The 22385-nt window shown below is 42.2% G+C and carries 19 protein-coding genes and 1 pseudogene; 8 read left to right on the top strand and 12 right to left on the bottom strand.

Features of this window, described 5'->3' with window-relative positions:
* Positions 1 to 320: 320 nt before the first annotated feature.
* Positions 321 to 1781: an NCS2 family permease gene (locus P7J49_RS09260; RefSeq protein ID WP_408570514.1), complete on the bottom strand. Its 1461-nt coding sequence runs from the start codon at positions 1779 to 1781 to the stop codon at positions 321 to 323.
* A gap of 344 nt (positions 1782 to 2125) precedes the next feature.
* Between P7J49_RS09260 and P7J49_RS09255 the strand changes: the two genes are divergently transcribed.
* The 7 genes from P7J49_RS09255 (at position 2126) to serS (ending at position 8764) form a co-directional block, all read left to right on the top strand.
* A complete protein-coding gene (locus P7J49_RS09255) occupies positions 2126 to 2938 on the top strand; it encodes a Cof-type HAD-IIB family hydrolase (RefSeq protein WP_024395413.1) in 813 nt (270 codons plus the stop codon).
* Positions 2939 to 3159: 221 nt separating this feature from the next.
* Positions 3160 to 4152 carry a PTS sugar transporter subunit IIB gene (locus tag P7J49_RS09250; protein ID WP_158455695.1) on the top strand — a complete coding sequence of 331 codons (993 nt, stop codon included), beginning with the start codon at positions 3160 to 3162 and terminating at the stop codon, positions 4150 to 4152.
* Between the two features lie 29 nt (positions 4153 to 4181).
* Positions 4182 to 4991, top strand: a complete 810-nt coding sequence (locus P7J49_RS09245; protein ID WP_408570513.1) for a PTS mannose/fructose/sorbose transporter subunit IIC — start codon at positions 4182 to 4184, stop codon at positions 4989 to 4991.
* A gap of 18 nt (positions 4992 to 5009) precedes the next feature.
* Positions 5010 to 5921 carry a PTS system mannose/fructose/sorbose family transporter subunit IID gene (locus tag P7J49_RS09240; RefSeq protein ID WP_408570512.1) on the top strand — a complete coding sequence of 304 codons (912 nt, stop codon included), beginning with the start codon at positions 5010 to 5012 and terminating at the stop codon, positions 5919 to 5921.
* A gap of 59 nt (positions 5922 to 5980) precedes the next feature.
* On the top strand, positions 5981 to 6340 hold the full coding sequence (locus tag P7J49_RS09235) for a DUF956 family protein (protein WP_248038322.1): 360 nt from the start codon (positions 5981 to 5983) through the stop codon (positions 6338 to 6340).
* 266 nt (positions 6341 to 6606) lie between these two features.
* Positions 6607 to 7170, top strand: coding sequence for a DUF6609 family protein (locus P7J49_RS09230; RefSeq protein ID WP_408570511.1), 564 nt, complete (start codon positions 6607 to 6609; stop codon positions 7168 to 7170).
* A gap of 319 nt (positions 7171 to 7489) precedes the next feature.
* Positions 7490 to 8764 carry a serine--tRNA ligase gene (gene serS, locus P7J49_RS09225; protein ID WP_408570510.1) on the top strand — a complete coding sequence of 425 codons (1275 nt, stop codon included), beginning with the start codon at positions 7490 to 7492 and terminating at the stop codon, positions 8762 to 8764.
* Between the two features lie 50 nt (positions 8765 to 8814).
* Here serS and P7J49_RS09220 read toward each other — a convergent pair whose 3' ends face one another.
* The 6 genes and pseudogenes from P7J49_RS09220 to P7J49_RS09195 form a co-directional block, all read right to left on the bottom strand.
* Complete coding sequence (locus tag P7J49_RS09220) at positions 8815 to 10404, bottom strand: type I restriction-modification system subunit M (RefSeq protein WP_408570509.1); 1590 nt, start codon at positions 10402 to 10404, stop codon at positions 8815 to 8817.
* A gap of 44 nt (positions 10405 to 10448) precedes the next feature.
* Positions 10449 to 10955, bottom strand: a pseudogene (locus P7J49_RS09215) (restriction endonuclease subunit S); the annotation flags it as partial.
* A 92-nt stretch (positions 10956 to 11047) separates the two neighbouring features.
* Positions 11048 to 11716, bottom strand: coding sequence for a Fic family protein (locus tag P7J49_RS09210; protein WP_024382878.1), 669 nt, complete (start codon positions 11714 to 11716; stop codon positions 11048 to 11050).
* A 12-nt stretch (positions 11717 to 11728) separates the two neighbouring features.
* Positions 11729 to 12976 carry a restriction endonuclease subunit S gene (locus tag P7J49_RS09205; RefSeq protein ID WP_408570508.1) on the bottom strand — a complete coding sequence of 416 codons (1248 nt, stop codon included), beginning with the start codon at positions 12974 to 12976 and terminating at the stop codon, positions 11729 to 11731.
* A gap of 107 nt (positions 12977 to 13083) precedes the next feature.
* A complete protein-coding gene (locus P7J49_RS09200; protein ID WP_408570507.1) occupies positions 13084 to 16290 on the bottom strand; it encodes a type I restriction endonuclease subunit R in 3207 nt (1068 codons plus the stop codon).
* Positions 16283 to 16858: a restriction endonuclease subunit S gene (locus P7J49_RS09195; protein WP_004194700.1), complete on the bottom strand. Its 576-nt coding sequence runs from the start codon at positions 16856 to 16858 to the stop codon at positions 16283 to 16285. Before P7J49_RS09195 ends, P7J49_RS09200 begins: the two co-directional genes overlap by 8 nt.
* A 122-nt stretch (positions 16859 to 16980) precedes the next feature.
* Between P7J49_RS09195 and P7J49_RS09190 the strand changes: the two genes are divergently transcribed.
* Positions 16981 to 17907, top strand: a complete 927-nt coding sequence (locus P7J49_RS09190; protein ID WP_002942550.1) for a site-specific integrase — start codon at positions 16981 to 16983, stop codon at positions 17905 to 17907.
* Between the two features lie 80 nt (positions 17908 to 17987).
* Here the strand turns inward: P7J49_RS09190 and P7J49_RS09185 are convergent, their stop codons facing one another.
* The 5 genes from P7J49_RS09185 to P7J49_RS09165 all read right to left on the bottom strand — a co-directional run bounded on the left by P7J49_RS09185 (position 17988) and on the right by P7J49_RS09165 (position 22375).
* Positions 17988 to 18656, bottom strand: a complete 669-nt coding sequence (locus P7J49_RS09185; RefSeq protein WP_408570506.1) for a lysostaphin resistance A-like protein — start codon at positions 18654 to 18656, stop codon at positions 17988 to 17990.
* A 10-nt stretch (positions 18657 to 18666) separates the two neighbouring features.
* Positions 18667 to 19128, bottom strand: coding sequence for a GNAT family N-acetyltransferase (locus P7J49_RS09180; protein WP_172038019.1), 462 nt, complete (start codon positions 19126 to 19128; stop codon positions 18667 to 18669).
* Positions 19129 to 19192: 64 nt separating this feature from the next.
* On the bottom strand, positions 19193 to 19966 hold the full coding sequence (locus P7J49_RS09175) for an acetyl-CoA carboxylase carboxyl transferase subunit alpha (RefSeq protein WP_408570505.1): 774 nt from the start codon (positions 19964 to 19966) through the stop codon (positions 19193 to 19195).
* Entirely contained in the window at positions 19963 to 20829 is an 867-nt protein-coding gene (gene accD / locus P7J49_RS09170) for an acetyl-CoA carboxylase, carboxyltransferase subunit beta (RefSeq protein WP_408570504.1), read from the bottom strand. The genes P7J49_RS09175 and accD overlap by 4 nt, the downstream gene beginning before the upstream one ends.
* Before the next feature lie 178 nt (positions 20830 to 21007).
* A complete protein-coding gene (locus P7J49_RS09165; RefSeq protein ID WP_408570503.1) occupies positions 21008 to 22375 on the bottom strand; it encodes an acetyl-CoA carboxylase biotin carboxylase subunit in 1368 nt (455 codons plus the stop codon).
* Positions 22376 to 22385 lie beyond the last annotated feature (10 nt).

Genomic DNA, 22385 nt, shown 5'->3' with positions numbered 1-22385 from the left:
TTACTTGACAAAGGGCTTTACATATCAGTCATTTGAATTAACTTTGATACATCGTCACTTTCGGCTTGCCGTACTCTGCAGAAGTGACTTGCTTTGCAAGTTATATCTCCAACCTAGCACAGCCATTAGGCTGTGCTAGCAACCTGCACCTCAGTTCCTTGTCTGAAAGCTAATTCATTCGACTATAAACTCCATCCGTTTTCAATTTACAACATTCAAGACAGTATTTTATTAACTGAATCACATTGATTCCCATATATTTTAATCGTAAATAAAAAACTGACCTTCAAATGAAGATCAGTTCAAGGATAATAAACAGATTACAAGATGGCTAGAATGATGAAATTCAGAATAAATAGAGCTGTAGCACCCCAAAGGATTGGATGAATTTCTTTAGCCTTACCTGTCGAAACTTTTACCAGGCAATAGAAGATAAAGGCTGCTGCAATACCGTAAGAGATAGAGAAGCAAAGCGCCATGAAGAAGGCTGCAAAGAAGGCTGGAAGAGCGTCTTCAAACTGGCTCCAATCAACATCAAGGAAGGATGAAACCATCATAACACCGACGATAATCAAGGCTGGAGCTGTTGCAGCATTTGGCACAATTCCAATGAATGGTAAAATCAAAATTGATAGTAAGAAGAGAATGGCAGTTGTAACAGCTGTCAGACCAGTACGACCACCTGCAGAGATACCTGCAGCCGATTCAACATACGTTGTTGTATTTGACGTACCAAACAGAGCACCAATTGAGGTACCAATCGCATCTGCAAAGAGCGCCTTGTCCATCTTAGAGTTAAAGCCTGTACCATTTTCGAGAGCTTTCTCATCTTCTTCTGAGAAAATACCAGTCTTACGACCTGTACCGATAAAGGTACCAAGTGTATCAAAGGTATCTGACAAACTGAATGCAAAGATAGTCATCAAAACAAGTGGTAGACGGCTTGAGTCAGCAAAGAGCGAAGATAGACCATCAAAAGCCGCTAGGAAAGTTGTACCAAGCTCAGCAAAGGCTGTACCGATATTGTTATTCGCAAAATCAATTGTAGACAGATCCACAACACCTGCTGGAATTCCAGCTAAAGTCGTTGCAATAATACCAATCAAAATTGCACCACGCACGTTCTTAATAACCAAAACAGCTGTCAAGAGGAGACCGAAAACAGTCAAGAGAACACTTGGATCAGTAAAAGTTGAAATAGATGGAACAACACCTCCACCTGCTAAAACAGAGAAAACACCGTTTGAGAATGTTTCGGCTGTTGCTTCAGCAGGTGCAACACCATTGACAGTGATAATGTCTGAGCCAGAAGTCAGGAAAGTAATCAGGTTTGAGTTTTTAAAACCAAGATAGGCAACGAAAACCCCGATACCTCCACCGATGGCATGTTGCAAGCTAATCGGAATCGCCTTGATAATGCTCTTACGAACCTTGGTAACGGTGATTAAAACATTAAACAAACCGCAGAGGAACACCATAGCCAAGGCTTCCTGCCAAGTAAAACCAAGACCAATGACAACTGTATAGGTAAAGAAGGCATTCAACCCCATCCCTGGTGCCAAGGCGTAAGGTACGTTAGCAAATAATCCCATAACAAGCGTTGATACAGCACTCGCAATAATAGTCGCTAAAAAGACTGCCTGAGTCGGCATACCTGCCACACTCAATACGCTCGGGTTAACGAACAAAATATAGGACATGGCAAAGAAAGTCGTAAGACCTGCCATAATTTCTGTTGAAACCGTCGTTCCGTGTTCTTTCAATTCAAAAAATTGATCCATTTTTCATTTCTCCTTTAATTTACGAACGATAAAAACATTATAATCAAAAAACATTATAATTTCAAGTTTTTTAATCTTGAAAACGTCATTTTGTTGATTTTCAGTCTTTAACATTCGTAAATAACGAACATTAAAAACCTTGCGGACAATCTATAAAAAATTTATTGCTTCTTTGCTTTTATTATCTCCTTTTGTTATACTGGAAATTATTAGTTCAAGATATGGTTACCTACAAGTACTATTCTTTGACGCATAAAACAATTTCTCAGCAGTCTAGCTACTACCTAAACACTATTCACTATTAAAAACTAGTATAACGAATCTAGAAAGGAATGCCATTAAATATGAAGAAAAAAATCATTGCTATCGATTTGGACGGCACATTGCTCAATAATGATAGCCAATTATCTGATTATACTATCTCAACTATAAAGAAGGTCCGCCAAGCAGGACACACCGTTCTTATCGCCACAGGCCGCCCCTATCGAATGGCTGAAAAATATTACCACCAACTAGAACTGGATACTCCCATGATTAATTTCAACGGTTCTTTAGTTCACATTCCTGGAAAGAAATGGCAATGGGAACAAAATATTTTAATCGACAAAAAATACCTACTCGAATTTCTAAAAGAAGAAGAAACATTCGAGGCAGATTTTATTGCCGGTGAATACAAGAATAAATTCTACATCACTCAAAAGAACTTAGACAAGATTGATCCAGCTCTGATGGGGGTTGAACAGATTACTCCAGATACACTCATCAGACCTGAGTTAATCACTAGCGATCCTCATTCCATCCTTATGCAAACTCGTGCAACTGATAAGTATGAACTTGCAAAAGAAATGAATGCCTATTTCAAAGATGAATTAGAAATCAATACGTGGGGTGGACCATTAAATATCCTCGAAACTTGTGCAAAAGGTGTCAATAAGGCAACCGCTCTGAGCTATGTTCTTAACCTCTACCAAGCCTCTCCTAGCGACTTAATTGCCTTCGGCGATGAGCACAACGATGTTGAGATGCTAGACCTAGCAGGAACAGCCTATGCCATGAAAAATTGTAGCGATACACTTCGTCCACATGCCGACAGATTGACAGCATTTGCTAATTTTGAAGATGGTGTCGCGCGTGAACTAGAAAACCTATTTTTATAGACATCAAAAAACCTGATAAACTGTCAGGTTTTTGTCATATTCGTTGCATATTTTTATCACTTTTCTGAAACACGATTATGAAAAGTTTCGGAAATATTTTGCACTTTTAACACAAACCTACTTGACAAATGTACTGAAAACGTTTTATAATGGTATAGTTCGAACATGAAAGCCCATTCAATGGTTTTTACATGAACAAGAAAAATTTAGGAGGATCAATAATGAGTATCGGAATCATTATTGCAAGTCATGGCGAATTTGCTGCTGGTATCCATCAGTCAGGTTCAATGATCTTTGGCGAACAGGATAAAGTACAGGTTGTTACTTTCATGCCAAGTGAAGGACCAGATGATTTATACGCTAAGCTCAATGCTGCTGTTGACGCATTCGATGCCGATGATGAAGTTTTGGTGTTAGCTGACCTTTGGAGTGGGTCACCATTTAACCAAGCAAGCCGCGTAGCTGGTGAAAACCCAGATCGTAAGTTTGCCATCATCACAGGCCTCAACTTGCCAATGTTGATCCAAGCCTATACAGAGCGTATGATTAACGCTGAAGCAGGCGTGGAAGAAGTTGCGGCAAACATTATCAAAGAAGCCAAGGATGGTGTGAAGGTTCTTCCAGAAGAACTTCAACCTGCAGAAGCTGCTCCAGTAGCTGAGGCAGCACCAACTGCTCCACAAGGTGCAATCCCTCCAGGGACTGTTATCGGAGATGGCAAGTTGAAAATCAACTTGGCGCGTATCGACACTCGTCTCTTGCATGGTCAAGTTGCGACTGGTTGGACTCCTGCTTCTAAGGCAGATCGTATCATCGTTGCATCAGATACAGTTGCTAAAGATGAATTGCGTAAACAACTCATCAAACAAGCTGCTCCTGGTAACGTGAAAGCGAACGTTGTCCCAATCAAGAAATTGATTGAGGTTTCTAAAGACCCTCGCTTTGGTAACACACATGCCTTGATTCTCTTCGAAACACCACAGGAAGCTCTTGAAGCAATCGAAGGTGGCGTAGAAATCAAAGAATTGAACGTCGGTTCTATGGCTCACTCAACTGGTAAAACAATGGTGAACAACGTATTGTCAATGGACAAAGATGACGTTGCAACCTTTGAAAAATTACGTGACTTGGGCGTTGAATTTGATGTGCGTAAAGTACCAAACGATACGAAGAAAGACTTGTTTGAGTTGATCAACAAGGCAAACGTTCAATAATACAATCTGATTTAAGAAAGGATTTCAACATGGATATTACACTTATTTCCGCAATTCTTGTTGTCATCGTTGCCTTCTTCGCAGGTCTTGAAGGTATCCTTGACGAATTTCAATTCCATCAACCATTGGTAGCTTGTACCCTTATCGGTCTTGTAACTGGTAACTTGGCTGCAGGCGTTATGCTTGGTGGTTCCCTACAAATGATCGCCCTTGGTTGGGCAAACATCGGTGCAGCCGTTGCACCTGACGCAGCGCTTGCTTCTGTTGCTGCTGCAATCATCATGATCAAAGGTGGCGACTTCTCAACTGAAGGTATTGCCGTTGCAACAACAACTGCTATTCCTCTTGCCGTAGCTGGTCTTTTCCTTACAATGATCGTTCGTACTATCTCAGTCGGTCTTGTACACGGTGCTGACAATGCTGCTAAAGATGCAAACTTCGCTGCGGTAGAACGTTACCACCTGTTCGCTCTTCTTCTTCAAGGTTTGCGTATCGCAATCCCTGCAGCGCTTCTTCTTGCAATTCCTGCTGAAGCTGTTCAAGCTGTTCTTGAATCTATGCCATCTTGGTTGTCAGGTGGTATGGCAGTCGGCGGTGGTATGGTTGTAGCCGTAGGTTACGCTATGGTTATCAACATGATGGCAACTCGTGAAGTATGGCCATTCTTCGCCCTCGGTTTTGCTTTTGCAGCCCTTAGCGAATTGACTCTTATCGCTCTTGGTGTTATCGGTGTAGCGATCGCTCTTATCTACCTCAACTTGTCTAAACAAGGTGGTTCAGGTAACGGTGGTAATGCTGGTTCAAATGACCCAATCGGCGACATCCTTGAAGACTACTAAGAGAAGGGAGATTCAACCATGTCAGAAAAAATTCAACTTTCCGTAAACGATCGTAAAAAAGTTTGGTGGCGTTCAACCTTCCTTCAAGGTTCTTGGAACTACGAGCGTATGCAAAACTTAGGTTGGGCATATGCAATGATCCCTGCTATCAAAAAACTCTATACTAAAAAAGAAGATCAAGCTGCTGCTCTTGAGCGTCACTTGGAATTCTTCAATACTCACCCATACGTTGCTTCACCAATCCTTGGTGTGACACTTGCCCTTGAAGAAGAGCGCGCAAACGGTGCTGCCATTGATGACACAGCTATCCAAGGAGTGAAAATCGGTATGATGGGACCTCTTGCTGGTATCGGTGACCCAGTCTTCTGGTTTACTGTTCGCCCAATCCTTGGTGCCCTTGGTGCTTCACTTGCTATGAGCGGCAATATCATGGGACCAATCATCTTCTTCTTTGGTTGGAACGCAATCCGTATGGCCTTCCTATGGTACACACAAGAATTCGGTTACAAGGCAGGTAGCGAAATTACTAAAGACATGTCAGGTGGTATCCTTCAAGATATTACTAAAGGTGCATCTATCCTTGGTATGTTCATCCTTGCAGTTCTTGTTCAACGTTGGGTATCGATCAACTTTACCGTTGATCTTCCTGCAAAACAATTGTCAGAAGGTGCTTACATCGTCTTCCCAGAAGGCACTGTAACGGGTACTGAACTTCAAGGTATCTTGGGTGACGCCCTTAGCGGACTTAGCCTTTACCCAACTCAAGCACAAAGCTTGCAAGGCCAGTTGAACAGCTTGATTCCTGGTTTGATGGGACTTCTCCTTACTTTCCTCTGCATGCACTTGCTTAAGAAGAAAGTAACACCAATCACTATGATTATCGGTCTCTTCATCGTCGGTATCATCGCTCGTTTCTTCGGAATTATGTAATCAATAACCCCGCTCTTGCGGGGTTTTATGATATAATGAATATTTAGGAAGGGAGCACTATGGCACAATCACAAAATACAAGCGTTGAACTACAAACCACAGGGGTTTCCTACATGGGCTTTGGTGGCAAGGTTGGTAAATTTCTAATTGGTGACAAGGCACTTGAGTTCTACCCAGATAGCAACGTTGAACGCTATATCCAGATTCCTTGGTCAGAAATGACTAGCATTGGCGCAAACGTTTCTGGAAAAACAATCAGCCGTCATTTTGAAATTTATACAGAAAAAAGTCGATTCTTATTTGCTTCTAAAGACTCTGGTAAGATTCTTAAAATTGCCCGTGAGCATATCGGCAATGAAAAAGTTGTGAAATTACCGACTCTTATGCAAACTATCGGCAGAACTATATTTAAAATTTGATTTTATTCGTGGTTTGGAATATACTATCGTTAATGAGTGCAGCTGTAAAGTTATTTACGGAGAGATTATGATGGAATATTTATCAATAAAGCAAACATCAGAAAAATGGGTATTATAGTTAGAAGAATACAGGTTCTTTGCGCGAATGGACGTATACCTGGTGACACAAAGTTTGGCTCATATTGGGCTATTCCTGTAGACGCTGAGAAACTATAGTGGGATTTATTTTTAAACAAAGAGAAATTAGAAATCTTAGGGAGATATTTATGTTTTCTTTAAATTATAATAAAGATGAAAAGTTGGAATTTAATTATAAGAGAGCCTGTGGTTTATGGTTAATTGTAGTAGCGGTGATTATTTCATTGGCAACTTTAATAGGAGGAAAACAAATCATCAATATGCAAGTATTTTGCATTGGATATGTTATCAGTTTTTTCTCAATAAATATGAATAAAAAAGTGTTGAATAAACTATCCAACGGTTCGTCGAGTAAATTTCAAGATAAAGTTTCTCTGTATGCGATTATTTTATTATTCGTATTAATGGTTTTCTTAGGCGGACCTTTTTTTGCAACTGAGAATTGGCGATTAATTTGGCTGGGTGCATTAATGGCGACAGCTTTGCATTTTTTTCCATATTATTTTGTTCATGGAAAATCAATGATATATTTGGGGATTATTTGTACTATAAATATTGCTGTAGCTTATATTTTTACTGATATTTCATTGGTGTTAGTTGCATATATTGATGCAGCAATCAAGTTTGTATTTGGAGTGTATTTACTATTTTTTCAAAACCATAAAAACATAGATAACTCTCAGTTTGTCTAGGTACTACTTTTTGACGATAAACTCCATTTTGGACCTATGCGGAGTTTCAGACATTTATCAAATCATTTGACTTACATGATTTCGAATCTATTTGCAAAAAAATAAAAAATCAAGTATAATAAGACAAACGGATAAGTAGTATCAGGCGTTTTTCAGAAAGTCTGCGGTCGCTGTGAGCAGATAAACAAGGGATATGAAATTCTACCGTTGGCTAAAAATGACATACTTAAAGTGCACAGAATGTGAAGCTGGATGGAACCGCGGTAAATATCGCTCCAGCATCTCTCATTCTGTGTTTTTTATTCTGAAGGAGACAACTATGCTAGATATCAAACGTATTCGTACAGATTTTGACGGAGTGGCTGCTAAACTTGCTACTCGTGGTGTGGCTGCTGAAACCTTGGCAAACATCAAGGAATTGGATGCAAAGCGCCGTGAAATCTTGGTTACTGTTGAAGAGTTAAAAGCAGAACGCAACACCGTTTCTGCGGAGATTGCCCAAGCAAAACGCAACAAGGAAAATGCTGACGACAAGATTGCTGCCATGCAAAAACTGTCTGCCGATGTAAAAAACTTGGATGCTGAACTCTTGGAAATTGATGAAAAACTAAATGCCATTCTTGCAGTTCTTCCAAATACGCCGCACGACTCTGTCCCTGTTGGTGCAGATGAAGAAGAAAACGTGGAAGTTCGTCGTTGGGGCACTCCGCGTGAATTCACTTTCGAGCCAAAAGCTCACTGGGATTTGGGCGAAGACCTAGATATTCTGGACTGGGAACGTGGCGCAAAAGTAACTGGTGCACGCTTCCTCTTCTACAAGAACTTGGGTGCTCGCTTAGAGCGTGCCCTCTACAACTTCATGTTGGACGAGCATATCGCAGAAGGCTACCAAGAAATTATCACGCCTTACATGGTCAACCATGACTCTATGTTCGGTACCGGTCAATATCCTAAGTTCAAGGAAGATACTTTTGAGTTGGCAGACACTAACTATGTCCTCATTCCAACTGCGGAGGTACCATTGACCAACTACTACCGCAACGAAATTTTGGAAGAAAAAGACCTGCCAATCTACTTCACAGCCATGAGCCCATCTTTCCGTTCTGAAGCAGGTTCTGCTGGTCGTGACACCCGTGGTCTGATCCGCCTTCACCAATTCCACAAGGTTGAAATGGTCAAATTTGCTACACCAGAACAGTCTTATGATGAATTGGAAAAAATGACCGCAAATGCAGAAAATATCCTTCAAAAATTAGGCTTGCCTTACCGTGTTTTGGCCCTTTGTACAGGCGACATGGGCTTCTCAGCAGCTAAGACCTACGACTTGGAAGTCTGGATTCCAGCCCAAAATGCCTACCGTGAAATCTCAAGCTGTTCCAACACAGAAGATTTCCAAGCTCGTCGTGCCCAAATCCGCTACCGCGATGCTGCTGACGGTAAAGTCAAATTGCTCCACACCCTCAACGGCTCTGGCCTAGCAGTTGGCCGTACCGTTGCAGCAATCCTTGAAAACTATCAAAATGAAGACGGTTCTGTCACCATTCCAGAAGTTCTCCGTCCATACATGGGTGGGGTTGATGTGATTAAACCTTAAGACATACAAAGAAAGAGCGAGGAAAAATCCTACTCGCTCTTTTCATTTATCTAAAAATCTACTCCTAAAGTCTTTAATTGTTGACGAATCTTATCTTCTAGAGCCCGAATCTCTAGTCTATCTTGTTCTAGTTGCTGCGTTACTTGCCCGAGATCAATCTCTTCCTCTTCCTCAAAAGTATCGACGTAACGAGGAATATTTAGATTGTAGTCGTTTTCTACAATTTCTTCTATTGATGCCAAATGAGCATATTTGTCAACAGACTGACGATTGTGATAGGTCTCTACAATTTTTTCTACCATGTTATCGGAAAGGTGATTCTGGTTCTTCCCTTTTTCAAACTCCTTGCTCGCATCGATAAAGAAGACATCCTTGGTCTGACGATTTTTTTTGAAGACCAGAATAGTGGTTGGAATGCCTGTGCCATAAAACAGGTTAGCTGGCAAGCCAATAACTGCATCCAGGTAATTTTTCTCAATAATCAGTTTGCGAATATGACCTTCTGCTGCTCCCCTAAAGAGCACTCCGTGTGGTAAAACAATGGCCATGGTCCCTGTATTATTCAGATGATAAAGACTGTGTAAGATAAAAGCAAAGTCCGCTTTAGAGGCTGGTGCTAACTTACCGTATTCCATAAACCGTGGATCCTTCAGTTTGGACTCACGATTGTCCCATTTAGCAGAGTAGGGTGGGTTTGCGACGACCGCATCAAAACTACGTGGCTGATCGATTCCAAGTTCATCCACCCCGTCCGGCCAGTCACTTTCTAGGGTATCAGCATTATTCAAAATCATATTGCTGTAGCCGACCTGATGCATCATCAGGTTCATCCGCGCCAAGTTATAAGTAGTTGTGTTCATTTCTTGGCCATAGAATTTGATATGCTGACCCTGAGGCAATTCATTACGCACTGTTAGTAGTAAGGACCCTGAACCCATGGTTGGATCGTAAACAGAGAAGCTAGTATCTGATTTTTCCAAACCTAAAGTAACAATCTTGGCTAAAATCTTACTCACTTGATGCGGGGTATAAAATTCTCCGCCTTTTTTACCTGCCGAAGCGGCAAACTGTCCAATGAGATACTCATAGATTTCTCCCAGAATATCCTTTCCTTCATCATTTTTATACTCAATACTATCAATTAACTTCACAATACTGTTCAAGGATTTTGCACGCGCAACTGTTGAATTTCCCAAACGAGAGTCCCCTAGATTGATGTCATTAAAGACGCCTCTGAAATCTTCCATAGCATCCTGATTGAGTTCTACATTGGCATTAAAATGATCGAAAATCGTCTGGTAGTCACTCGCTACAATCTCACTGTTATCAATTTTAGCTACCAGTCTTGCCCAGGTATCTTCTGGTTCAATGGCATACCCAAGGTGAGAAGCTGTATTTTCCAAATACTCCACCAAGTCATTCCCAACTGCTTCTCGTGCATAGGCATCCTGAACAGTTTCTCCTGGAGCAGGACTGATAATTTCGTCTTCCACCAAGAAACGCTCTTGATGCTCAGATAGATAGCGATAGAACATGAAGGCTAGGATATAGTTCTTATATTCCGAAGCATCCATGTTTCCTCGCAATTCATTGGCCATAGACCAAATCTGATTGGTAATGGCTTGAATAGTTTTTGACATGTTTTTGTAATCCTTTCATGTTGTTTCATTTTTTACTCGAAATCTCATTTTCGCTGATGAAGAGTAATAAGCTGATCTAGGTCGGAGAAGAAGTTACCGATGGCTTCTTGTTCGGGGAGCGCGGGGAGGGGAATAGGTAGACCTTTGAAAACTGAATCTTTAATGGCAAATCTATCTGAGCGAGCTCCACTATCCCCATTCAGCTCCATATATCTATGCCAAATTGTTGTGTCAAAATACTTCTCTACAAAATCCAAATGTATATCTGAAAATCTAAATATAGTATAAAGAGGCGACATAACCCCCACTCTTCCCAATTTATTCCGCTTTATTGGACCAACTGGAGCTAAATTTGAAATCCTTGGATTATATACAAAATCATCAGGACTCACAATATAGTATCCACTTATATTATCCAAACTAGAGATATTTTTTTCAAAGAAATCCCTCTGAGAAATGATACCGAATTCAGCAGAATTTGTAAAAGTTTCTACATACTGTCTATCTAGATTTTTTTGACTAATTTTTTCCGCAACCTCCCCCAACTTACGCTGTTTCCAAGTAGTTGTGAAAGTAAGGTTTTCATTGTATTTTCAGGCAAAAATAATAGTTCCGATTGAAAGTCGCTTTCTGAAAACTCGACTTAAAACTGTTTTTTTCGCTCCTGCTCAAACTCCAAGGAGCGTTTGAGTAATTGGGATAATCCAGTCACATCTTGTTCCGCTAGCAACTCCATATAAAGAGCTCGATCTTCCTTACTAATTAGTACGGGTGCTCCCAACTTGAGCATACTTTGAAACATCAAAATCAGCCGTCCTGTCCGGCCGTTCCCATCACTAAATGGGTGAATACGCTCGAACTGAATATGCACATCTGCCAATACCTCTAACAGCTCAGCTATTTCCAAAGGCAACCCCAAGCGATAGTTGGCATTATCCACCCACTGTTGCATAAGAAAAGGCGTTTCCTCTGGCGATGCAGTCTTGAAAGTCGCACCAATAATAGCGTTTTGCACCGACTTAAACTGCCCCCGATCATGCTGGAGGCGGTCCATCAACAAGGCATGAATATCCTTAACCAGTCCCAAACTCAGCTCTTCCCCATTATCTAAGGCAAATAGCAGAGCTTGGAAGGCTTGTTTGTGATTTTCAATCTCGTAAAATTCACGGATACTCTTGTGCTTGCCAGGTAGCGTGCTTTCCAAAATAATCGAAACCGTCTCAGGCAGTGAAATGGTATTCCCCTCAATCCCGCTGGAATGATAGGCCATTCGTACCAGAAGGTCATCTAAATAATCCTGCGAATATGTCATACTGACCTCTTTCTATATAAACATCTGCTGTAACAATGCTTTTTTCAACAGTTTCAGATGATCCAACTGACGCTGATGAAGAGTAATAAGCTGATCTAGGTCGGAGAAGAAGTTGCCGATGGCTTCTTGTTCAGGGAGGGTGGGGACTAAAACAATCTGCTCATCTAGGTCACTCTTATTCAAGTTTCCGATTGCTCCATTTCCTCCCGCAACATACAAACCAATAAACTTGTGATACCAAGTTGAACTCATAAATGCATTGAGAAAACATGGTACTTTAGATGATGCTAATAACATAAAACCACCATGTATTGCGGAATTACTAGGCAAACCTTTGATAATAGAATGTTTGCCCACTAATCTACTCGAACCATTAGCAGAGGTTATTAATATATCCCCTTCTTCCACTAAGGGAATTTTTACTACACTTTTATCGACGAAAACATCATCCTCTCCAAAAACAAATGTATCTTCGTTAATATTTGAAGAACGTAACACACGCACACCGTGGCTTCGTATAGCTGATGGAGAATATGTTAATCCCCTACGAACTTCTGCTAAATCAGAAAACTTACGCTGTTTCCAAGCGTCCGTAAATTCTGGGAATCTTAGCTCAGGAAAATCGTTTCCATTCCCTTTCGGAAACATTTTCTGTAACAAAGCCTTCTTCAATTCTTTAACATCATCTAATTTTCGCTGATGAAGAGTAATAAGCTGATCTAGGTCGGAAAAGAAGCTACCGATGGCTTCTTGTTCGGGGAGGGTGGGGAGGGGAATAGGTAGACCTTTGAAAACTGAATCTTTAATGGCAAATCTATCTGAGCGAGCTCCACTATCCCCATTCAGCTCCATATATCTATGCCAAATTGTTGTGTCAAAATACTTCTCTACAAAATCCAAATGTATATCTGAAAATCTAAATATAGTATAAAGAGGCGACATAACCCCCACTCTTCCCAATTTATTCCGCTTTATTGGACCAACTGGAGCTAAATTTGAAATCCTTGGATTATATACAAAATCATCAGGACTCACAATATAGTATCCACTTATATTATCCAAACTAGAGATATTTTTTTCAAAGAAATCCCTCTGAGAAATGATACCGAATTCAGCAGAATTTGTAAAAGTTTCTACATACTGTCTATCTAGATTTTTTTGACTAATTTTTTCCGCAACCTCCCCCAACTTACGCTGTTTCCAAGCGTCCGTGAATCCGGGGAAGCGCAATCGTGGTACTGTTGATTTTTCTTTTGTCATAGTCCCTCCTTTTCTACTCTCTTTTTGTTTTATTTTTGAAAGTTATTTTTGCAATTTTTCGGACGATTTCCATTCTATTATACGCTACCATCCAACAAAATCGCAACCTATTGACCAACCAAGTCGTCGGCCAAATCATATAGTGCTTGTCTCAACTGATTACGGTACTGAATCTTGCTCAAGCCTTTAACAGCATCATCTTCTGCCCAGGTCTGGTAATCGCGACTAGCTTCTTTTATCAAGGTACGTAAGTGTCCGGTATCATCCAAGTCATTCTGACCGTATCTATGTCTCGCCAACAACTCTCGTAGTTCTTGGTTGCGGATATGTTCCGTCAAGCCCCATTGGATTCGGAAAGCAAAGAGCTTCTTGTCAATATAAACATGCGAGGCTTCTTGGATAATCTTCTGACTATCAATCCCCTTGACTGGATAAGCAAAGTTCATATCTTGTGTCGGAAAATCACCTCGATAGATTGCATCCCCTGTTTGACGGATCTGGTCAGCATAGTTGAGGTCTTCCAAACCGCTTGCAAATCTATCCAACTCATCCCTGGTAGCTGCGGCTTCTACCATCTTCTCTTCGTGAACCTGATTCAGCAAGAGCTCAACCAGTTCGGTCAATTTATCGTAGTCAATTGTCACTTCCTTGATGTGAGTCATCTTGAGTTCAATTTGGTGAATGCTAACTTTTTGTTCTTTCGCCAAGGTTCGTTTCAATTCGTTGGCTAAGACTGTCGTCAAAAGTTTTTCTTCCTCTACAGACATTCCCAAACTTTCAATAAAGCGGTCCGGCTGATTGTAATCAAATCCTTCAATCACCCCATCAACCTCCTCTGGCTGATACTGTTTCAGCTTAGACAATCCTTGATTGTAAGCACGGAGCAATTCTAACATAGCCTCACGCTTTTTCTCAGACTTCGGAATATCATTGAAATCACCCGTCAACTCTCTCAATTGGTCGACCGTTTGTTTGACTTCAGCAAATACATCCTTGAAAGGCTTAGCCACCAGTCCATTTTTTTCATTGTTATTTTTTTGTTCCGCATCTGATAAATCGGCAGCACTATCATCTGCATAGATGGCCAAGGCCTGATTCATCAATTTCTCATTATGAGCTGGCCAGCGGTAATTGACCACCCGTCCAAAAGGTTTTTTATCCATATCCTCCACACGATTGGTACGAGAATAGGCCTGGATAAGACTGGCTCCTTTTAGGGTTCGGTCAACATAAAGAGTATTGAGCTCAGGAGCATTGAAACCTGTCAACAACTGATCCACGACAATCACCAAATCTAAGTAGTTCTTGTCCTTGGCTGTTCTATTAAGGCGACTAACCAGGTCCTCTGTATAAGAGGCAACATCTGACAAGCCAAAGGACGTCCCAAATTCTGTGTTATAGATCGTAATAGCTTCAAGCAAACCAGTATTTGACTCGACCATGCTATCATTATTTTGAGTATTCAATGCAAAGGTCACTCCCACCTTCAAGACCAGACCTCCTTGCTTTCGATGCAGTTGATTGATTCGTTGAAACTCTCGGAAATACATCATCGCCATGGGTGTGGAGGCCCTGCCTCCACCTACGTGGGTGGTGAATAAGGCATTGTAACGGCCACTGCCAGAGCGATTTGCCCAGTGTTTGAAGACATCTTCGACTACCAATCGAACATGCTCTGGATTTTCGTCATAGATGCTAGAAGTCACCGCATCATCCATATCATCTGGACTTAGATTGGCAATCTTTTCTTCAATCTGTGCACTTGTCCACTTCGGGTATTTTTGCCGATAAAAATCTGGTAAGTAAGTTGTTTTTAGTTTTTCCTGATCAATGGTTGTCTCAAAATCCACCTTAAACCCTAGTACATTGCGGTCACTAATGGCATTTTTAATAGTGTAGGCATGAAGAAGAGGGCCAAAAATATCTTGCGTCCGCAGACTAGCACCTGTATCATCTAAGTTGGGAGTTCCTGTATAGCCAATCCAAGCCGCTTTCTTAAAGGCCTTTTGAATCCCTGCAAAACTATCTCCACCAGTTGAGCGATGAGCTTCGTCAACGATAAACACGATATGCTTATCTGGTGATTTGAAGGATTTTCTCTTCACCAGTGTATCCAATTTTTGCACAGAAGTAACGATAATCCCACTATCCTTACTAGTCAACTGCCGTGCCAAGGCTGTGGTATTTTGAGTTTCTCGAATACTACCAAAACTATTCTCCCCAGCTTCTGGATCATAAGCTAGATAATCATCCTTGGTCTGATTGGTCAAAGCGATACGATCCACTAGAAAGACAACCTTATCTACCTTGGGCATTCGACTTGCCAGCCAAGCTGTTTTAAAACTAGTGATCGTCTTCCCTGAGCCTGTCGTATGCCAAATGTAGCCGACCTTGTTACAGCCTAATTCAAAATCGACTTTTTTTATCCCCTCAATGACCGCCTGAGTGGCGTAAACTTGATAGGGACGCATGACTTTCAGCATTTGTTTCTGCGGTGTCCCATCTAAGATCATGTAGTTGGTCGCCATCTGATGGGCCATCGGAATGCTGAGCATGGAATCCGCAAATTCTTTCCAATTCCGAACCTTACTACCGTCAGATTTACGCTGCCAGTGGAAAGCAAAGTCCTTATTAAATTTCTCCGCAGTGGTATTGGCCATATAGCGAACATTGTTAGGGGCGATAGCGACTAGAATCTGCAAGGTAGAAAAAATATCCGTATATTGCCGTTCCTGGATATATTGATGCATTTGGTTCAATGCCTTGTCCACATCTACCGTATCCTTTTTCTCTTCAATCTGAATAATAGGTAAGCCATTAATCAACAAGGTTGTATCGAATATACATTCTCGTCGTCCAGGGATTTTAGGAGCCCTACGGATTTGGTTCACCACTTGGTAGACAGTGTCCCCTCCGCCTATCTTACGTTGGTCGAATACTGTCAAAAATGTATGCCGTCCGTCATCAAGCGTAATTTCCAATTCGGAAACACCGCTAATTCCATATAAAAACTGACCAGCCTCATAAGGTGTCTTCAGATCTGAAATAATCTGCTTGACCTGAGCAAACTCGGTATCGCTCAAGGGTTTGTCCAATCGATGTTGGTTGTGTTGCCAGAGAATATTACGAAAATTTTCCCATAATTGCTCCGTTGTCTTGATACTCGGCTCATAAGTCCACAGTTTAGATTTGACTGCATAAAGAGTCGAAGAATCACTAACAGACCATTCTAGACCTTCTAGGTGCTCCGGCTGTGTAATAGTCCCTGTCGTAATATATTGAATCAATTCTGTTTCAAATGCTAATTCATTCATGTGCGTAAACCTCCTTTAACAAATATGTTAGTCGTAAAAAATCTCCTTGCGCATAAGCTTGCCGCTTCTGCCGTAAAGCTAATCCATCTAAATAAATCTTTCCTAATTTTTGCTGACTATCTAAAGGAGGCAAGGCGCCTAGCTGTAAACTTTTCAGTTGCTTGACTGTATATTTCATTACCTCACTCCCCTGTAAGCTTTGGTAAAACTGCCGTCTAATAGCCGAGGATTCATTGATCAGATACAGCAAGAAGACCTTATCCAGCTTTGCAATGGGCTCAATTTTGATATAGTTCTGTGTATAGAGTAAGCCTGCGTGCTCCGCTCTCACTAAAACAGCCTTCCCCGATAGTAAACTAAAGAGTAAGTCTCCCTCCTCAAGCAAGGTCACTTCTCTATCTGTCGTCACGGTCCGACTATCTATCACTTCTTCTATCACCTCATAACCATCCAATTGATGATGTTGCTGATTATAGAGGATATAGTCTCTAGCATCTTCCCAGCTGGTAGTATCCAAGCGAACCTGTAAACTCCCTCCCGTGAAGAGAGCCAATTCTTCTAGTTTCATAACTTTCCTCTCTTTGAAATTTTTCATAATTACATTTTTTTCGTTAAACTAAATGTAGCATCTTCTCGGAAATCTGTCAATAAATTATGTAATTTTTAAAAATTAAAAAAGGAGGTTCTGCTATGAACTTATCAAAAGAAAAACTGCTTTTCCATCACTATTATGCAAATTGGCTACGGATTTACAAGGAAGGTGCCATTCGAGAAGTCACTCTCAAGAAATATAGAATGACATTGCAGTGGCTTATCAGGCTAGCTCCTAGTCTGTTGTTGGAAGATTTGAATCGGGTTCGTTACCAAGAATTGATTAACAGCTATGCTAAAACACATGAACGACAGACAACCATGGATTTTCATCACCAGTTGAAAGGAGCTATTTTAGATGCTGTAGATGAAGGAATTATTGAACGAGACCCGACACGTAAGGTGATTATCAAAGGAAGACTTCCTCGAAAGAAAAAGACAAAATACCTCAACCAATTTGAACTTCATCAGTTGATACAAGAATTACGTCTCGGAGAGGAGCTGAATTGGGATTGGCTCATCTTATTAATTGCTAAAACAGGTATTCGATTCTCCGAAGCCCTTGCTCTCACTACTCAAGATTTTGATTTTCACAGACAGCTATTGACCATTGATAAAACATGGAATTATAAAGGAGACGGCGGATTTTTACCTACAAAAAATAAATCTTCAATTCGAAAAATCCAACTCGACTGGCAAACCAGCACCCAATTCGCCAACTTATTGCAGCACGCCCAACCCGATGACCTACTTTTCGTGAAGAAAGAGCGGATTTACAACTCTACCATCAATGCCATTCTTGAAAAGCGTTGTCTAAGTGCAAATCTTCCTGTCATCACCATTCACGCCCTGCGACACACCCATGCATCTATTTTATTATTTGCCGGGGTTTCTATCGCAAGTGTTGCTAGACGACTTGGTCATGCAAGCATAACAACGACCCAGAAAACCTATCTTCATATCATTCGTGAGTTGGAAAACCAAGATGTTGATTTAATTATGCGGTCACTGTCAGGACTTTGTTGACATTCCTATCTCTATCGTGACAAGGCTGGTACTGATAATAGCAAAAGACGACTCCAAACGGAATCGTCTTTTCTTTATGCTTATTGAAAATAGTAGAAAGCCAGCACCGACCAGGCATTATTGATAAAATGAACTGCTATTGGGTAAATCAGATAATCTGTTTTATAGTACAAGTAAGCCAAGATAAATCCTGGGCTAGCATAAATAATCCATGAACCCAAATCTGTTGGTCCATGCAGAAAAGCAAAAATCAATCCAGATACTACAATTCCTAGAATCTTGTACTTTTCAAATAGCTTTTTGAATAGATAGCCTCTGACAATGATCTCCTCTGAAATCGCTGCCTGACAGGCAATTCTAACAAAGGCTAACCCAAAGGGAATCATTCGCAACAGCTTGTCAATACCAATCTGATTAGCCGTATCTTCAATCCCTTGAAGGTCCATGATAGTATGCCCTAAGACAGTAGAAAGGCTGGTAAATAGTACGGTCAGTGCAACCAATCCAAGTCCCTTCCAGGTCAGGAATTTTCTATCCCAAATGGCAAGCCCTTTCCTTTCTGCCAACCAACACATAAAGAACATTATTCCAATAGAAGATAGGCCGGCAGTCCATTGAGCGACTGGCGAGGTGGATTTTTGCAATATGAAAGTTGGAATGAGTTCAAGAAGCAACAATAGAAAGGCCTGCAGTAAAATCCAGATTTTCCTACAAATCCATTCCAATCGTTGACTGAATGTTTCTAGCATTTCTAACCTCCTATCCTATCCACTTCTCCATATAGACCATATCCATACCCTCCTGCTCAGGCTCGGTTTTGATAGCCTTATAGCCGAGTTTTTCGTAGAAAGCGACCAATCTAGGCTCCTGCAAGACAGTACAGAGTACCCAGCGTCTAACTGTCGGATAGAGGCTTTCTAATTCTAACATAGCCTTGTGACCATAGCCTTTTCCTCTGTGGTCTGGATCAATACCAATCAAGCCTAGCCAGCCCTGGTCTGCATCTTCAGCGACCGTTGTTCGTACTAGTCCGACTGTGTGCCCTTCTTCCACAATCTTATAGTAGCTGCAATTTGGTCGTGCAAATCGTGATTGGAAATAGTCCATGGTTTCAATGGCAGGGTTGTACTGGTCCTGATAGGTTTCATAGAGAGCTGCAAAGGCTCGGTGCTGAATAGATAGCAATTCTTCTGCGTTTGATAAATCTGCTTTTACTAGCATGGAAAACCTCCTGAAAACTATTTTATTTATTATATCAAATATCACAAAAAAATACTAGGTCTTCCTAGTATTTTCTGAATCGTTGATAGCGGTTTTCGAGCAGCTCATCAAGTGGCAAGGCTTGTAACTGAGCAAACTGGCTGACTAGGTTTTCCTTGATGTCAGACAAGACTTCCTTAGTCGCTCTGCCATTTTCCAAAACAACCCGATCGATCACCTGGAGCTTCTCCAACTCGTAAGAGGTAATCTTCATGAGTTCTGCCGCTTCCATAGCCCGACTGCTATCTTTCCAGAGGATAGAGGCGAAGCCTTCAGGGCTGAGGACGGCATACATGGAGTTTTCCAGCATCCAGACCTGGTCTGCAACTGCTAGAGCCAGAGCTCCACCAGATCCTCCCTCGCCGATGATAATGGCGATAATGGGCACCTTGAGGTCGCTCATCTCCATGAGGTTGCGGGCAATGGCCTCGCCCTGGCCACGCTCCTCGGCACCGACGCCTGGATAGGCTCCAGCAGTATTGATAAAGGTGACAACGGGACGGCCGAACTTCTCCGCCTGTTTCATAAGACGAAGAGCCTTGCGGTAACCTTCTGGGTGGGGCTGACCGAAATTCCGTTTGAGGTTGTCCTGGAGGTTCTTCCCTTTTTGGATACCGATAACTGTCACAGGTTGACCTGCTAAAAAGCCAATTCCACCGACAACCGCTCCGTCATCACGGAAATTGCGATCACCGTGCAATTCGATAAAGTCATCAAAGAATTGTGTGGCATAGTCCAAGGTGGTCAGGCGGGCCTGGTCACGTGCCAAACGAATCATACGTGCTACATCACTGGTCATCTGACACCTCCATGCATTCTCAGCAAGCGACTGATGGTCGCTGGCAAGTCCTGGCGTTTGACAATGGCATCAACAAAGCCGTGTTCTTGTAAAAATTCAGCCTTCTGGAAACCATCAGGCAGATTTTCCCGAACGGTTGATTCAATAACCCGTCGGCCTGCAAATCCAACCAAGGTCTGCGGTTCAGCCAAGATAATATCGCCTTCCATGGCAAAACTAGCTGTCACACCTCCTGTTGTGGGGTCTGTCAAGACCGTCAGGTAAAAGAGACCAGCATTGGAATGACGCTTCACTGCTGCCGAAATCTTGGCCATCTGCATCAGACTCATAATGCCTTCCTGCATGCGAGCACCTCCAGATGCGGTAAAGAGGACAACTGGCAAACGCTCTTCAATCGCCAACTCAAAGAGGCGGGTGATTTTCTCACCGACCACCGTTCCCATAGAAGCCATGATAAAGTGAGAATCCATGATTCCAAGGGCAACTGGTTGTCCGCCGATGGTCGCCTTTCCTGTCAAAACAGCCTCGTCCAAACCTGTCTTTTGACGGGTGGCTGCTAATTTTTCCAAATAATTAGGGAAGTCCAAGGGATTTTTTGTTTCAATCCCTGTAAACAATTCCTCGAACGAACCTTCATCCACTGTCAAAGCCAAGCGTTCCTGGGCCGTAATCCGAAAATTATAGGAACAGTGTTGACAGGTTTTCTCTGGTCCCAAGTCCTTCTTGTAGAGGATTTCCTTACAAGCTGGGCATTTGGAAAAGAGTTCATCTGGCACCTCTGGCTTTGCTTGAGGTGCTGACTCTATCCGCGAACGATTGGGATTGATGCGGATATATTTGTCCTTTTTGCGAAACAAAGCCATAGCATTCTCCTAGTTTACTTTTTTATCGTCATTTAGTTTTTCTTTTATTACTTCGTTAACTCGCTTTGCCGTACTCCAGTACAGCCTGCAGCTGTTGACACAAACTTCGTTTGTTTCATCTCCAACCTTCAAAGGTTCCCCGAACCTTTGAAGCTAGTACTAAAAGTAAACTAAAAGACTATAATTCTGCTTGATAGCGGGGTAAAAATTCTTCCATAAGGTAGGCGGTGTCGTAATCACCAGCCACCACTCGCTTGTCGGAAATTAAATCCAGCTGGAAGTCAGTATTGGTCACCACTCCGTCAATTTCCAATTCGTAGAGGGCGCGCTGCATCTTCATCAGGGCTTCAAAGCGATTTTCCCCATGCACGATAACCTTGGCAATCATGGAATCGTAATAAGGCGGAATGGTGTAGCCTGGATAAACTGCCGAGTCCACACGCAGACCAACGCCACCGCTTGGCAGGTAGAGATTGGAAATCTTACCTGGACTTGGGGCGAAGTTGAAGGCTGGATTTTCAGCATTGATGCGGCATTCAATGGCATGGCCTGTAATCTTCACATCTTCTTGGCCGACGCTGAGTTCCTGACCAGCGGCAATCTTGATTTGCTCCTTGACAATATCCACACCGGTCACAAATTCGGTAACTGGATGTTCCACCTGCACCCGTGTGTTCATTTCCATGAAGTAAAATTCGCCCTTGGCTTCATCCAAGAGAAACTCAATGGTCCCCGCATTTTCATAACCAACTGACTGGGCAGCCCGCACTGCTGCTTGACCGATACGGTCCCGCATGGTCTGACCAATAGCGATAGATGGAGCTTCTTCCAAAACCTTTTGATTGTTACGCTGAAGGGAACAATCCCGTTCTCCTAGATGGATGACATGGCCGTGTTGGTCCGCCAAAATCTGCACCTCGATATGCCGGGCTGGATAGACAACACGCTCCATATACATGGCTCCGTTTCCAAAGGCTGCCTTGGCCTCACTGGAAGCTGATTCAAAGGCAGGCACTAGGTCTTCAGCTTTTTCCACCTTACGAATCCCCTTACCGCCACCTCCTGCCGATGCTTTGAGCATGACAGGGTACCCAATTTTCTCAGCGATTGCAAGAGCTTCTTGGCTAGTTAAGACTTCACCGTCTGATCCTGGAATAACAGGCACTTGAGCCTTAATCATCTCTGCTCGGGCATTGATTTTATCGCCCATGGTATCCATGACCGTCCCAGAAGGCCCGATAAATTTGATACCGACCTCTTCACAGAGGGTGGCGAATTTAGAGTTTTCACTCAAAAATCCAAAGCCAGGATGAATAGCCTGCGCACCTGTCACAACAGCCGCCGAGATAACCGCCTGCATATTGAGATAGGAATCTGTCGAACGAGCTGGTCCGATACAGATTGCCTCATCTGCCAACATGGTGTGGAGTGCTTCCTTGTCCGCCTCTGAATAGACAGCCACGGTCGCAATCCCCAACTCTCTGGCCGCACGAATGATCCGCACCGCAATCTCACCACGATTGGCAATCAAAATCTTCTCAAACATGATGAATCCT

Origin of the sequence: Streptococcus suis (assembly GCF_046032515.1) — a bacterium.
In the GTDB taxonomy this organism is placed as follows: domain Bacteria; phylum Bacillota; class Bacilli; order Lactobacillales; family Streptococcaceae; genus Streptococcus; species Streptococcus suis_AL.
This window is presented reverse-complemented; position numbering and strand designations above follow the sequence as displayed.